At 65.8% G+C, this 13,874-nt stretch carries 11 protein-coding genes; 5 read left to right on the top strand and 6 right to left on the bottom strand.

From position 1 onward, the window contains the following. Positions 1-391: 391 nt before the first annotated feature. Entirely contained in the window at positions 392-1,003 is a 612-nt protein-coding gene (locus BLU84_RS13925) for an NHL repeat-containing protein (protein WP_139174998.1), read from the bottom strand. A gap of 362 nt (positions 1,004-1,365) precedes the next feature. Then, positions 1,366-2,259 carry a LysR substrate-binding domain-containing protein gene (locus BLU84_RS13920; RefSeq protein WP_211664541.1) on the bottom strand — a complete coding sequence of 298 codons (894 nt, stop codon included), beginning with the start codon at positions 2,257-2,259 and terminating at the stop codon, positions 1,366-1,368. A 263-nt stretch (positions 2,260-2,522) separates the two neighbouring features. Here BLU84_RS13920 and BLU84_RS13915 point away from each other — a divergent pair, with 263 nt between their 5' ends. Next, complete coding sequence (locus BLU84_RS13915) at positions 2,523-3,251, top strand: glutathione S-transferase family protein (RefSeq protein ID WP_074868109.1); 729 nt, start codon at positions 2,523-2,525, stop codon at positions 3,249-3,251. 87 nt (positions 3,252-3,338) lie between these two features. Here the strand turns inward: BLU84_RS13915 and BLU84_RS13910 are convergent, their stop codons facing one another. The 4 genes from BLU84_RS13910 to hutC form a co-directional block, all read right to left on the bottom strand. Continuing rightward, complete coding sequence (locus BLU84_RS13910) at positions 3,339-4,220, bottom strand: alpha/beta fold hydrolase (RefSeq protein WP_074868954.1); 882 nt, start codon at positions 4,218-4,220, stop codon at positions 3,339-3,341. A gap of 917 nt (positions 4,221-5,137) precedes the next feature. Further along, positions 5,138-5,512, bottom strand: a complete 375-nt coding sequence (locus BLU84_RS26545) for a hypothetical protein (protein WP_139174997.1) — start codon at positions 5,510-5,512, stop codon at positions 5,138-5,140. Continuing rightward, the gene (locus BLU84_RS13905) at positions 5,496-6,845 is read right to left on the bottom strand and encodes a neprosin family prolyl endopeptidase (protein WP_083382573.1); all 1,350 of its coding nucleotides are present in this window, start codon (positions 6,843-6,845) and stop codon (positions 5,496-5,498) included. The genes BLU84_RS26545 and BLU84_RS13905 overlap by 17 nt, the downstream gene beginning before the upstream one ends. A 309-nt stretch (positions 6,846-7,154) precedes the next feature. Further along, positions 7,155-7,865, bottom strand: coding sequence for a histidine utilization transcriptional repressor HutC (gene hutC, locus BLU84_RS13900; RefSeq protein WP_074868103.1), 711 nt, complete (start codon positions 7,863-7,865; stop codon positions 7,155-7,157). A 158-nt stretch (positions 7,866-8,023) separates the two neighbouring features. On the opposite strand from hutC, the gene BLU84_RS13895 reads away from it, so the two are divergent. The 4 genes from BLU84_RS13895 (at position 8,024) to BLU84_RS13880 (ending at position 13,822) form a co-directional block, all read left to right on the top strand. Beyond that, the gene (locus tag BLU84_RS13895; RefSeq protein ID WP_074868097.1) at positions 8,024-8,407 is read left to right on the top strand and encodes a CopL family metal-binding regulatory protein; all 384 of its coding nucleotides are present in this window, start codon (positions 8,024-8,026) and stop codon (positions 8,405-8,407) included. Positions 8,408-8,524: 117 nt separating this feature from the next. Next, positions 8,525-11,233: a TonB-dependent receptor gene (locus BLU84_RS13890; protein ID WP_074868093.1), complete on the top strand. Its 2,709-nt coding sequence runs from the start codon at positions 8,525-8,527 to the stop codon at positions 11,231-11,233. 70 nt (positions 11,234-11,303) lie between these two features. Next, entirely contained in the window at positions 11,304-11,996 is a 693-nt protein-coding gene (locus BLU84_RS13885) for a PepSY domain-containing protein (RefSeq protein ID WP_074868090.1), read from the top strand. Next, complete coding sequence (locus tag BLU84_RS13880) at positions 11,993-13,822, top strand: 2Fe-2S iron-sulfur cluster-binding protein (protein ID WP_139174995.1); 1,830 nt, start codon at positions 11,993-11,995, stop codon at positions 13,820-13,822. The genes BLU84_RS13885 and BLU84_RS13880 overlap by 4 nt, the downstream gene beginning before the upstream one ends. Positions 13,823-13,874: the final 52 nt, after the last annotated feature.

Genomic DNA, 13,874 nt, shown 5'->3' with positions numbered 1-13,874 from the left:
GTCCTGTGGTGGGTTCGCCGTCCAGAGGGATCGCCTTGCTGACTAGGAACAACTGACTGGAATGGTTACCGATAGATTTTTCGTGACGGGCTTCCTGCTGAAATCGACGTCCCGAGCGCCATCGTTGATCCGCGTTTCGAAATGATGCGCGGCCGCGCCTTTTGCGATGCAATGGACGGCCACATTCTTTTGGGTCGTCGAAGTGGCGGTGCATGACGGCCTGCATTGAGGTAGTGGCCTTACAGTGAAGCAGTATTCGTCGCCGTCCTTGATCAGCTTTGTGTTGTGTGTCGTGCAACTGGGCGCCTGGGCGTGCACGGATTGGAATAGCGCCAACGACGCTACGAATGCGAAAACCGCCGATCTGTTCATGGGTGTGATTCCGGCTCGATTATCTGATGGAAATGTTGCTCGGCCACTGGCCGATACTGCCCTGGGCGGCATTGCCAAAGTCGCTGACGACGGAACGCATGCCCGTAGCCGGATCGACTTCGAACAGCAAGCCGTTGCCATTGGCTCCCGCGCCGGGATCGACCACATAGATCCTGCTGCCTGCTCCCAACAGGCTGGTTTCAACGAATACGTCCGCAGGGACGGTGCCATGAGGTCCTTGAGACTCGTCGCCGAAATCGCTCAGAAGCTTTCTGTTTCCGTTGGCCGGATCGACAACGAACAACGCACCGTTCTCGTCCGTGCCTGCGCTGCTGTCGGAAACGAGTATCGCCCCGCCAATGCCAAGAAGGCCGGGGGCCACAGTCACGCCAGTAGGGAACGCACCGAGCGGCCCCTGTGCCGGATTGCCGAAGTCGCTGACGAGCGTGCGTTTGCCCGTTACGCGGTTGATTGCGAACAACGCTCCGAGCTCGTTCGTTCCCGCCAGACCATCGACCACGAGCAATGTGCCGGAATTGAGCGATACAGCATTTGCGCTGCGCGGACTGTTGGTGAATGCAGATAGCATCGCTGTCACAATCACAGCGATGGCGATATTTCGCTTTTTCATTTTTCGCTCCTGGCATGGGCCTTGGATGAAGCTCAGAACGCCACGTTGGCAACGGGCTTTTCAGCTTTTACAAGCCATCATCCGATGCGGTCCGAGACCCACGGCGCAGCGTGAGCGTTGGTGGGGAAAACCCGTGCTGAATGAGCGAGCAAGCCGTCGCGAAAGCGACGTCTTTCTTTTGATCGCCGCAAAATCTTCCCGAGCCGAGAGCTATCCATGCATAGAGTGTCGCGATTGCGATTGCTGCAGGACTCGACTGGCGCCTTGACTGAATCGGGCCAGTCGATCGCGGCCGCACGCAGATCGCGCGGCAAGGCGAAAGTTGCTGGTGAATGCCTAAGACGCAGCTCCCGGCGGACGCCTCAACTCGCGGGCGTAGGCGAGGCGCCGCTGCGGGCGATCTTTCGCAGCGAGGCGCGCAGCCGGCCACTCGCGTAGTCGAGAAAACGGCGGGTTTTCAACGGCAATTGCGTCAGCGGGGGATGGAGCGCATGCACCGGCAGCGGTGCCGGCTCGAAAGCGTCCAGTATGGGGACCAGCTGCCCCGCTTTCAGCGCATCGGCCACTTGGTAATGCAGCAGTCGTGCGTAGCCGATACCGGCCTTCACTGCATCGATTGCGGCCTCAGCGCCAGTCACCGACAAACGCGCATGCGCGCCTGCCGGATCCCGGGCCGCAAGGTTCGACAATGGAATATCCAGCGCAACCGCCGGCAATTCGGCTAGGTCGCGCGGATGTTTCGGCACACCATGACGCTGCAGCAATGCGGGGCTGGCTACCAGCAGCGCACGCATGGCGCCGAGCCGGGTAGCGACGAGGGCGCTGTCGGGCAAGGCGCCGATCCGCACCGCGATATCGGCGGCGCCGGCGCTCAAATCGACGTTGCTGTCGAGCAACTGCAGATGGACGTTGATTCCTTTATGTTCGCGCAGAAAATCTCCGACCACCGGCAACACATGCAGCCGCCCGAACATCCGCGGCGCGCTGATCACCAGACGTCCGGTCGGCTCCACGAACTCGCCGGCGGCCTCGCGCTCCATTTCGTCCACTTGCGCCAGGATACGGCGCGCGTCCGCTACGTAGCGTCGGCCGGCGTCAGTCAAGGTCAGGCGGCGCGTCGAGCGGATCAGCAGCACGGCACCCAACTGCCGTTCCAACTGGCCGATCTTGCGGGTCAACGACGCGACCGCCAGGCCGCGCAACCGCGCGGCGGCTGAAAAGCTGCCGGCCTCAACGCTGTCGAGCAACAGCGACATGGTCTCCAGTCGATCCAAGGACCTTCTCATTTTTCGCAAAGGTTCTGCGCAACTTTGGCCGATTGTGTGGCAAATGCAAGCCCGCTATCTTGCCCGCCAACCAAAGCCTCGCGAATGCCCATACCTCACCGAGGAGCGCCAGGCGGTGTCGAGGGCAGTTCGCATAGCGAGCGCTCGCGCCGCCACTGTCGTCATGCCTCGAATGAACCGGCAGAAGCGTGCGCCCCCGAAACTTCGATCTCTGCCGCAAGGACACCCCCGCCGTGCTGACGCTCTACTACTGCCCCTACGCCTGCTCGATGGCATCGCATGTTGCGCTGGAAGAAGCCGGCGTCGCATTCGAAGCCCAGAAGGTCAATATCTTCACAGGCGAACAATTCAAGCCCGACTATCTCGCGATCAACCCGCGCGCAAAAGTCCCAGCGCTTGCTTTCGATGACGGACGCGTGCTGTTGGAGACCGTCGCTATCCTTGGATGGATTGGGCAAAACCACCTCGACGGGGAGCTGCTCGGCACCGATGCGTTGGAGCGTTCGCGCACGCTTGCCTTTTGCGCCTGGCTGTCGGGTGCCGTGCACCCGACTTTCAAACAATTCATCCACCCCGAACAGTTTTCCGGAGATGTTGCCACGCACGCAGCGATCAAAGCTCAGGCCAAAGAGACGTACTGGTCGCAACTGCGGGAAATCGATGCGCTGTTGGCAGACCGGCCGTGGGTCATGGGGGAATGCTTCACCCTGGCCGACCCGTATGCGCTTGTCTTCTACCCCTGGGGACGCGAACTGGGCCTGCCGGTCAAAGAACTGACCCATCTCGCCGCCATGAACGAGCGCCTGATCGCTCGCCCCGGAGCCCGCCGGGCGTTGGAGCGGGAAAAGAGCGTATTGCTGACGATGTGGAAGCGGCAGGCGCAAGCCGAAAGGGATGGAGCTGATTCGTTTAGGGCTGCCGCCCGCACGAGCGCAACCGAGCGAAAGCCGCTGGGTGCGTAGCGCTTTTTAAGCGCTATCGGCAACGGGCTGTCGGTGGTTGTTCCGCGGGCTGGGCCGCTCGCCGTTGACCCAGCTCGCGAACGAACGCTATTTGAGGTGAGCGACGATCCCGGCAGCGATCGCGTCGAGAAGCGGTTGCGGCAGATCGTGCCCCATGCCCTCGACACCTTTCTCGGGATCCCCCAGCCATTTGGCCGCGGGGATCGCGTCCCGTGTGGCCTTGCCGCCGGAAATGTGGATGAGCGCGTCCTCGTTGCCGTGGATGACCAGCGTTGGCAGGGTCAGGCCATTGAGTTCCTTGGTACGATCGCCCGCGAGCAGGATCGCGCCGACTTGACGTGCGCCGCCGCCCGGGTGGGCCGGGCCGCCGTTCGAATCGAGCGAGCGCCGATAAGACGCCTCGGCGAGCGCCCGACGGCGCGGCGCTTCTTCGGCAGCATACGTATCCGAGCCGATAAGATCGTACAGCGCCACGATATGATCGATAGCGCCTTCTGGGTCGGACGGCGGCTCCTTGATCAGCTCCGCAATGACGCCGGGCTGCGCATATCCGACCCAGATATTGCCGGTGGTGCTCATGATCGAGCACAGGCTGCGCGCTCGCTCGGGATAGTTGATCGCCAGTCTCTGCGCGATCATGCCGCCCATCGAAGCCCCGACGATATGGGCCTGGTCTATCCCGAGGTGATCCAGCAATTGAACGGCGTCATCGGCCATGTCGACAAGGCGATACCCGTCGGCGGGCGGCTCCCCGGTCCGCCATCGGGTCAGGCCGCTGTCGCGGTTGTCGAAGCGGATGACCCGATGCGCCTCTTTCAGCTTGTCGACGAGTCGCTGCGGCCAATGGATCAACTGGGAGTTCAGGCCCATGATCAACAACACCGGCGGGTGCGCTGGGTCGCCGTCAATCCGATAGCACAACTTCACGTCTTCGATCTCAATGAACAAGTCTTCGGATTGCACCGCCATAGGTTTCTCCGCCATCGGCATTGTGGATAGGTATTTGTGGATCTGGGAGTGGAACCGTCCAACGTTTCGCGACTGCAACCGACTGCACGGCCCGTTACAGCTTGCGAATTGACCAGCCGCGGTCGAGCCACCCTGAAACTGGCGGCAACGGACCAACAAGAAGGACGCGCCGACTGCTTGAGCCCTGGCCGACGCAGCTTGCGACTAAGTTGTGCTGGATATACCGTCCATTCGGATCCGGTTCCGAGACAGGGTAGGCGGACTCGGATTGGATCACCGAATTTAACCAACAAGCACAAAAACTCACGGAGCTTGAGCGTCTCCCTGAGCTTTTCTTGTTCTTGCCAACTGTGCTGAGCGCAGCATCGCAATGCGAAACGAAGCACGTGGAGTTGCCAGGGGTTTCGTGGACACCTGGTTGGCGCGCTAGATCGTTCGCGTGCGATAGCTCTTCCGAGTGTCGGCGCATCGCTCGGGATGGCCCGGTTTACAACCCGTACCGGCAGCGCTCCGAGCCTGCTCTGGCTCGCGCTGAGCCGTCGTTAGGAGAGAGCAGGGCGCCACTAGGGTAGGGGCAGGGGATCGGACTACTAGCGCCAGGCCAACTACCAAGAGCGCCCCTCCCCGCAAACTCGCTTGACGTGTTTCCGTACACGTCGCCTTAGCTTGAGGCTGGTTCGAATTACAGTATTGTCGTTTCATCCGTCACTGTAGAGCCGCGTATGTCGGTACAGCCATCGGTCGAGGGTGTGCGGCGCGATCCAGTCACCGGCTGGCGCTAACAGCCTTGCTCCAGAGAGCCGCCATCCAGCCCAGGGGCCGAACAGCGGTGTCTGGTTCTAGACGGTGCGCTGGTGGCTCCGCGGCGATGTCTTCCAGCGCCGGGCCCCGGAATCGTTCCGGGGCCTGGCCTGCGTTTATCGTCCGCAGCGAAGTCCCGGCTCGGCGGGCACCGCCTTGCACGCCGGCGCGCCGTATTCGTCCCGGCATTGGCGCACCGACGCGCACGAGCGGCAGCGCCCGTCTGCGCAGACGTAAGCGCCGCAGGCATTCAGTTTCCCGTCGCGCAACGCGCCCGCCACGCGCGGCGCGGGCCGGCATCGGCGGCCGTAGAGGTCGTTGGGTGCGGCGCAAGTCTGTCGATCGCAGAAACCCGAACCGCATTGCGCATCCGCCGAACACGCCGCGCCGAGCAGACGCGACGCGTCGTGCGTCGCCTGCGGACCTTCGCGGCCGCAGGCGGCGCAAAGCAGCGTCAGCGCCAGCAGCAGCGCCTTAGAGACAGCCGGCACCTTCGCGTCCCGGGCCGCCGTAGTAGAACCAGTTCCGCCAGGTCGGGTCGGTGTGGAAGTACGGGCCCAGGCCGCTGTAGCACGCGGCGTCGGTGACCGACAGCGAGCCGCTGTCCCACCACCAGTAGTTATCGGCCGACCAGAAGTAGGTCAGGTTGCGGAAGTACGCGGCGTGGCCGAACTGGGCGTTGGCGTAGGCGCCGCTGCCCATGTCGGTCGAAGTCGACGCCGGCGCGCTGCTGTCGTAGATCTCGCCGTACCAATCCAGGCGGTCGGCCTTGTCGCGGATGCCGGCGGCCGAGAACAAGGTGCCGCTGGGGCACGGCGGCGCGGCGCCGCCGCCGACGCAATGGGGGTAGTAGCCCGCCCACTGGCCGGCGGCCTTGACCCACCAGTTGCCGTTGAACAAACGCACTTCCAGGTCCAGGTCGTACTGCGGACCGCCGGCGACGCTGGACCAGCCCACCAGCGACATGCCTGGCGCGACCGTCGGCGACACCTGCACCCAACCGCGGACCAGGGCGTTGTAGCCGCCGACCCAATCGCCCGAGGCGGCATCGTTGGTGCGGAAGTAGGTGAAGAACACCGGTTGCGAGGCCGGAGCGAACGCGACGTGCTCGATCTTGCCGGCTTCGATCGCCTGCATCGGAACGCCGCGGATCACTGCGGTCTGGGCGATGGAGGTTTCGCCGTACACCGGCCCCGCCGTGTCCCAGATGTTGATGTAGCCGGAGGTGCCGTACACATCGGCGAAGCGATGCCAGACCACGTAGTAGCGGTTGTTCGACGCGGGGCTCGGCGCCGGCGGTGCCTTGCTGACGATCTGGCGCGGATCCAGCGGCAGGTTCTTGACCTGGCGCAGATAGGCGTCGACATCGAAGCGAACCACCGGCACGGTGCCCTTCGGCCCGCACATCGACGCGTCGAGCTGCACTTCGGTCTGCGCCGTGCGGTTCGGTGCGCCGGGCGCCTTGGCCGCCAGCGAAGAAGCCTGATACGCCTGCCCCTTGGGCGGCAGGCTGTCGCCCGCGTCGGGCGGCGCCGCGACGGCACCGTCGGCGACCTGCGACTGCGGCCAGATCCAGTCGATGATCTGGCCGGACTTGGTGCGCGTGGTCGCGACTACGCGATACGCGGCGCGTTGCTGCTCGAAGAACTGCACGATGCGGTTCTTGCGCTGTTCGTACTCGACCGCGCTCAACGGCGATTGCGGCGCTGCCCGCGCGGAAGCGGCAGCGCTGTTCTGGGCGGTGGGTGGCGCGCTGTAGGCCGGTGCGGCGGACAGCGCGAGCAGGGCGACGGCGAGACAGCCGGGGACTGAGGATTGCGACATGGCGGCGGATCCTTCTGCACGCTAGGGGGTGCGCAATGGGTTTGCGCGCTCGTGCGCGTTCGTGCGCACGTTCGAGGCGACTGCGCAGGGCGTGGTCAGCGGCGACCACCGATGCAAACCTTATGGGTATCGGGAATCGTCGACGCCAGCCGCTACGCTGCGATCGCGCGGACGTAGCCGACGCCGATCGCCACGGCCGTTTTAGCACCGATGCGCGCGGGCTTGAGCGAACGCCGATCCCACTATCGGGCGATCGTTCGAGGCCCCGGAAACGGGGCCTTTTTGTTGGGCCTGTCGAGGCGGACCGGCTCAGCCGACCTCGAACGAACCGACGAAGCGATACTGCGCCGCCGGACTGGTCAGGCGGACGTAGCTGGCGACCCGGCCGCGCGACCAGGTGCGGCGGATCAGCACCAGCAGCGGATCGCCTTCCTTCAGGGCCAACTGCGCGGCCGCGCGCTTGTGCGCGATGTCGGCTTCGATCGCATGTTCGGCGCGTTGCAACGGGGCGACCCGCATCAGGTACGGGTGCGGCAGCTCGTGGCTGAAATCCAGGCCCAGGTACTCGGGCGCGCAGCGCGGATTGACGAAGCGGTCTTCCAGTTGCAGCGGCTTGCCGTCGGCGTTGTGCAGCAGCCGGGTGTGGAACAGTTCGCTGCCGGCGTCCAGCTCGAACTGCGCGCTGACCGCGGCGCGCGCCAGCACCGCCTCGCAGGTCAGCACGCGCACGCTGTGCACTTGCCCGCGCGACTGGATCTCGTCGCGGATGCTTCGCACTTCGAACATCGCCGATTCGGCCTTGGGGCCGGCGACGAAGGTGCCCACGCCCTGGGCGCGCACCAGGATGCCGCTGTCGGTGAGTTCGCGCAGCGCGCGATTGACGGTCATGCGCGAGATGCCGAACTTCTTCACCAGCTCGTTCTCGCTGGGGACGCGCTCGTGCGGTTTCCAGTCGCCGTGGGTGATCTGCCGCAGGATGTAGTGCTTGAGCTTGAGGTAATGCGGCTTGGGCGCGTCCATGGCAGTAGCATTGCAGGTCCGCACCGACGCGCCAACGGCCGCCGATGGTGCGTCGCACCAGCGTTTGACACTACTTGTATAGGCATGCTATTGCTGTGGTATAGACAAGCAAACGGTCTCGCTACACGCACATGCCGTCGTCCCGCGTGCTCCTGCGAATGTTCCTGATTCTGGTGCTCTGCGCCGATGGAATCTTCGCTGCGTGGGCGTCGACGCGGATGGCCGTGGCCGAACTCGGGCACGGCGCGTCCAGCAGCGTCTCGCACCATGGCGCATCCGGCCCGGCCAAGGCGCCAGGGCAGCGCCTCGCCCAGGACGACGGCGCCGGCGCGCCGGTTCCCGATCCCTCGCCGCACCATGACGACTGCGATTGCAGCAGTCTGTCCGGCTGCACCTGCAGCTGCATGCTGACCTTCTTCCCGGGGCGCAACGCGCCCTTGTTCTGCGCCCAGCACACGCTGGCGTCGATGCACCTGGCCCCGCCGTTGCTGCCGCCGGTGCGCCACCGTCTCTCCGCGTTGTTCCGACCTCCGATCGCCTGATCGCGTCCAGTCGCCCCAGGCGACATTTCGCCGCATCCCGACATTCGCTCGGCGCCTCATCTTGGAGCGCTCGGGAGCGGCCGCGAACGCGTTCCAATCATTCGGGGAGAGAGATCCATGTCATTCCAGCGCGCGCCGCTTGCGGCGGCCGTCGGCCTGCTGCTGTGCGCAGCTCCGGCGCAACACGTTTTCGCCCAGGAAGCCGGAGAGGGGCCGGCGACCACGCTCGATGCGGTGCAGGTCACCGGCAGCCACATCAAGCGCCTGCAGATTTCCGGCGTCGGCCCGGTCACCGTGGTCGACGCCGAGGCGATCGAGCGCTCCGGCGCCACCTCGGTGGACACCTTGCTGCAGCGTTTGCCGGCCTCGGCCGGCTTCGCCGGCAGCCAGTCCAACGCCTACTGGGCCGAGAACGGCTACGGCACCAGCCAGGTCAACCTGCGCGGCCTCGGCATCAACCGCACGCTGGTGCTGTTGAACGGCCGGCGCGTGGTCAACGGCGGCACCGGCGCCAACAGTTCCGTGGATCTCAACATGATCCCGGTGGCCCTGATCGAGCGCATCGAGGTGCTCAAGGACGGCGCGTCGGCGATCTACGGCGCCGACGCGGTCGCCGGCGTGGTCAACATCATCACCAAGAAGAACTACGACGGCGCCGAACTGGCCGTGCGCTACGGCCAGACCTTCGAGAACGACGGCCGCGACGGCGCGATCGACCTGGTCTGGGGCGCGCACAGCGACAAGGGCTCGCTGATGGCCGGCCTGAGCTATTCCGAAGGCGGCACCGTCAACATGGCTTCGCGCGCGCCCTGCGGCCTGGGCGAGGTCGACGGACGGCTGCAATGCGTCGGCAGTTCCACCACCATCGGCGGCCGCGCGCTGCTGGCGGACGGCCGTCGGGTCAATTTCAACCAGGTGCCCGGCGGCAACGGCGACTTCTTCGAGCCGTATTCGGCGGCCAAGCACAACTACAACGGCAACCCGACCCTCAACGCCGTCAATCCGATCAAGCGCATCAGCGCCAGCGCGCTGGGCGACATGCAGCTGGGCGAAGACCTGCGCCTGTTCACCGAGTTGATGTACACCAACCGGCGCTCCAATCAGCTGGCCGCGCCCGGCGGCCTGGGCGTGTACCGGCCGATCAACATCGCCGCCGATCATCCGACCAATCCGACCGGGCAGGACCTGCTGCTGCAGCGGCGCCGGCTGGAGGAAGCCGGCCCGCGCGAGTTCTTCCAGGAAACCAATACGTTCCGCGCCGTGCTCGGCCTGGAAGGGCGGCTGGGGACCGACTGGGACTGGTCGGCCGCGATCAACTGGGGCCGCAACACCGGCACCGACGGCTCGACCAAGGTCGCCAACCTGGACCGCGTCGACCGGACCCTGGACCGATCGGTGTGCAGCAACGCGCCGGGCGCGGCGATCCCGTGCGGCGACTACCTCGGCTACGGCGATATCAACCAGCGGGTGCTGGACTACATCCTGTTCACCACCCGCGACCACGGCGGCAACGAGCAGAAGAGCTTCACCGCCAACCTGAGCGGCCAGTTGTTCGAGATGCCGGCCAGCTGGGTCGGCTTCGCCTCGGGCATCGAAGTGCGCAAGGAACGCGGCTGGCGCGACCCGGACCCGCTGACCGTGCTCGGCATCGCCAACACCAACCAGCAAGATCCCATCGCCGGGGAATACCTGGCCAAGGAAGCCTTCGCCGAACTCGCCGTGCCGCTGCTGCAAGGCCGACGCTTCGCCGAGTCGCTGACCTTGAACGCCGCGGTGCGCTACTCGGACTACGACTTGTTCGGCGAGGACATCAACTACAAGGTCGGACTGGACTGGCAGATCGTGCCCTCGCTCAAGCTGCGCGCGAACTACGCCACCGCGTTCCGCATTCCCAACATCCCGGAGCTGTTCGGCGGCATCGCCGAGGGCAACCTGACCACCACCGATCCGTGCAGCGGCTGGAGCGCGCAGCCGGCCGGGTCGACCGTGCGGCAGAACTGCCAGGCCTATGGCGTGCCGGCCGGTTATGTGCAGCCGGGCAATACCATCCTGACCACCTCCGGCGGCAACAAGGACCTGGAACCGGAAGACGCGCGCTCGCTGACCGTGGGCATGGTGTGGACGCCGGGCTTCGCGCCCGGGCTGACCCTGACCGCCGACTACTTCAACATCCGCATCGACAACGCCATCCAGCGCATCGACGGATCGACCAAGCTGGCGATCTGCTACAACACCCCCGGCCTGGCGCATCCGTTCTGCGGACGGGACAACTTCACCCGCAACCCGGTGACCGGCGAGGTCGATTTCCTGTCCTCGCAGCCGGTCAATGCCGCCAACGAACGCGTCTCGGGCATCGACCTGGGCGGCCTGTACGAGTTCGAGCTGGGCGGCTTCGATTCCAGCTTCAGCCTGGATGTGTCCTATCTCGACAAGTACGACGTACGGCCGTTCCCCGGCGCGGAAGTGATCGGCTACGCCGGCAAGATCACCGGCGGCCGCGGCAGCTACACCCGCTGGCGCGCGTTTTCCTCGCTGACGATGAACCGCGATGCCTGGTCGGGCAGCTACAGCCTGCAGTACATCGGCAACGCCGACGACATCAACGCCGCGCGCGGCGACATCGGCGACCATGCGCCGAGCGTGGCCTACCACAACGTGCAGTTGAAGTACTCGCCGGTCAAATCCTGGGACGTGTCGTTCGGCATCGACAATCTGTTCGACAAGCAGCCGCCCTTCATCCAGAGCTACACCGACGCCAATACCGACACCATGACCTACGACTTGCTGGGTCGGCGCTGGTATGCGCGCCTGGGTTATCGCTGGTAATCGACGCAGCCGGCCGCATCGGCGCGAGCCGAAGCGGCCGGCAGGGCATCCAGGCATTGCGGGAGATTTCATGAAACCTTCGTTCTGGGCGCGTCGCGCCCATAAATGGATCGGCCTGTTCGTCGGCGTGCAGGCGCTGCTGTGGATGATCAGCGGCGTCTACATGACCGTGGTTCCCATCGATGTGATTCACGGCGACCACCTCGCGCATGCGGCCGGCGATGCGTTGCAGGCGGCCACGCCGCGGATGGACCAGGCCGCTGTGATGGGGCGCTATCCCGGGATCACCTCGTTCAAGCTCAAGCGGCTTCTGGATCGGGACGTGTACGAAATCCGCCAGGGCGCGCAGGTTGCGCTGATCGATGCCGCCAGCGGCGCCAGGATCAGCCCGCTGGAACGCGACGCGGCGGTCGCGCTGGCGCGCAAGGCCTACCAGGGCGAGGCCGAGATCGTCGGCGTGGAATGGGTGACCAGGGCGCCGCAGGAAGCGGCCAGGAGACCGGTGCCGATGTGGGCGGTTCGCTTCGCCGACAGCGGCGATACCACGCTGTACTTTTCCCCGGACAGCGGCGATCTGCTCGCGCGCCGGCACAGCCTGTGGCGTTGGTTCGATTTCCTGTGGATGTTCCACATCATGGACTACGACACCCGCAGCGACGTCAACAACACCCTGCTGCGCGTGGCGGCGGCGGTCGGGCTGCTGTTCGCGCTGAGCGGCGCGTGGCTGATGTTCTACAGCTTCCGTTGGAGGCGCAGCGCATGACGCCGTGGATGCGCAGGATTCACAAATGGCTCGGGCTGGCGATCGGTTTGCAGTTCGTCCTGTGGATGGCGAGCGGACTGGTCATGAGCCTGTTGTCGCATGACAAGGTGCAGGGGCACGAGTTTCGCGTGCATGCGCCTGCCGAGCGGGCATGGCCGGCCGACACGGTGCCGGCGCAGGCGGTGCTGAAGCGGGCGGTGTCGGCGCAATCGATCGCCTCGGCGTGGCTGCTGGACCGGCCGGTCTATCGGGTCGCCGACCGCGATGGCCAGCGTCTGTTCGATGCCCGCGACGGACGCCCCCTGACGATCGATCGCACGCTCGCGCGCGCGCTGGCGGTGGCGTCCTACAGCGGCCCGGGCCAGGCCCAGGCGCCGGTGCTGCTGGATTGGACTCAGGAAGCGCGCACCCACGAAGGACGTTCGTGGCGGGTGGACTTCGACGACGCCGACCGCACCACCGTGTATCTGTCGGCGCAGACCGGCGAAGTGCTGGCGCATCGCAACTCGACCTGGCGCGTGTTCGACGTGTTCTGGATGTTGCACATCATGGACTACGCCGGCCGCTCCAACTTCAACAACCCGCTGGTGGTCGGGACCGGCATCGGCGGCTTGTGGCTGGCCTTGACCGGGATGTGGTTGCTGGTGGCGAGCTTCCATCTGCGCGAGTTCGTTCCCGAGCGCTGGCGCCGGTCGCGCGAGCTGACGGTGTATGCGGCGAACGGCGGAAAACTGCGCACGGTCAAATCCGCGGCCGGCGACAGCGTGTACGTGGCGCTGGCGCGCAACGATCTGCAGTTGCCGTCCAACTGCGGAGGCGGCCAGAGTTGCGGCCTGTGCGAGGTGCGCTACCGCGGCGCCTCGCCGCCGCCGCCGACCGCGGCGGATCGCGCGCACCTGAGTCAGGGCAAGCTGAAGATCGGCTATCGTCTCGCCTGCAACCTGCCGCTGGAGGAGGGCATGGAGGTCGAGGTGGCGGGCGGCCCGAACCTGTGGACCGAACACGACGCCACGGTGGAGCGGGTCGTGGCGGTCGCCCCGTTCCTGCGCGAGATCGTGCTCAAGCCCGGGCACGCGCCGGGCCCGGAATACCAACCCGGCGCCTATCTGCAGGTGCACGTGCCCGACTACGAATTCCCGCGCGAGCGCATCGCACGGCCCGACGAGCACCGCGGCGACTGGGAAGCGCTGGACCTGCCCGACTCGCTGTGCAATCGCGAGGCGGCGCGGCGCTCGTATTCGTTGTCGTTGCCGGTGGACAAGGCCGACGGGCGCTTGCATCTGCTGGTGCGTTTCAGCCCCGGCCGGCAGGACCGCAAGCGGCAGGCGCCGGGCAGGGGTTCGACCTATTTGTACAGCCTGCAGCCCGGCGATCGGATCCGCTTCAGCGGCCCGTTCGGCGACTTTGCCGTGCGCGCCAACGCACGCGAGAAGATCTTCATCGGCGGCGGCGCCGGCATGGCGCCGTTGCGGGCCATGATCCACTCGCTGCTCGACCGCGGCGCGACGGAGCGCATCCACTACTGGTACGGCACCCGTACCGCACGCGACGCGCCGTACATGGACGAAATGGCGGCGCTGTCGCGGGACAACGCGAACTTCAGCTGGCATCCGGTCGTGTCGGAAGCCGCCGAATGCGGCGACGCGCTGCTGCGCGGGCTGGTGCACGAGGCGGTGCACGAGCATCTGCTGAAGGAACATGCGAGCCTGCTGGACTGCGATTTCTACCTGTGCGGCCCGCCGGCAATGCTGGCGGCGACGCGCCAGTTGCTGCAACGTCTGGGAGTCCCGGAGGCGCAGGTTGCGTTCGATGATTTCAAGATCTGACCAAGATCGGCCGCTAGCGTCGTGCGCGGCCGTCGCGCACGGCTTTCGCCGA

Origin of the sequence: Lysobacter enzymogenes (assembly GCF_900106525.1) — a bacterium.
GTDB classification, from domain to species: domain Bacteria; phylum Pseudomonadota; class Gammaproteobacteria; order Xanthomonadales; family Xanthomonadaceae; genus Lysobacter; species Lysobacter enzymogenes.
Note: the sequence above shows the minus strand (reverse complement) of the source record. Positions and strands in the feature narration are given on the sequence as shown.

What these genes read in the sequence shown, in the direction of transcription:
- BLU84_RS13925 (WP_139174998.1), bottom strand. Translation starts at nt 1,003, where the DNA reads ATGAAAAAGCGAAATATCGCCATCGCTGTGATTGTGACAGCGATGCTA.
- BLU84_RS13920 (WP_211664541.1), bottom strand. Translation starts at nt 2,259, where the DNA reads ATGTCGCTGTTGCTCGACAGCGTTGAGGCCGGCAGCTTTTCAGCCGCC.
- BLU84_RS13910 (WP_074868954.1), bottom strand. Translation starts at nt 4,220, where the DNA reads ATGGCGGTGCAATCCGAAGACTTGTTCATTGAGATCGAAGACGTGAAG.
- BLU84_RS13905 (WP_083382573.1), bottom strand. Translation starts at nt 6,845, where the DNA reads ATGTCGCAATCCTCAGTCCCCGGCTGTCTCGCCGTCGCCCTGCTCGCG.
- hutC (WP_074868103.1), bottom strand. Translation starts at nt 7,865, where the DNA reads ATGGACGCGCCCAAGCCGCATTACCTCAAGCTCAAGCACTACATCCTG.
- BLU84_RS13895 (WP_074868097.1), top strand. Translation starts at nt 8,024, where the DNA reads ATGTTCCTGATTCTGGTGCTCTGCGCCGATGGAATCTTCGCTGCGTGG.
- BLU84_RS13890 (WP_074868093.1), top strand. Translation starts at nt 8,525, where the DNA reads ATGTCATTCCAGCGCGCGCCGCTTGCGGCGGCCGTCGGCCTGCTGCTG.
- BLU84_RS13885 (WP_074868090.1), top strand. Translation starts at nt 11,304, where the DNA reads ATGAAACCTTCGTTCTGGGCGCGTCGCGCCCATAAATGGATCGGCCTG.
- BLU84_RS13880 (WP_139174995.1), top strand. Translation starts at nt 11,993, where the DNA reads ATGACGCCGTGGATGCGCAGGATTCACAAATGGCTCGGGCTGGCGATC.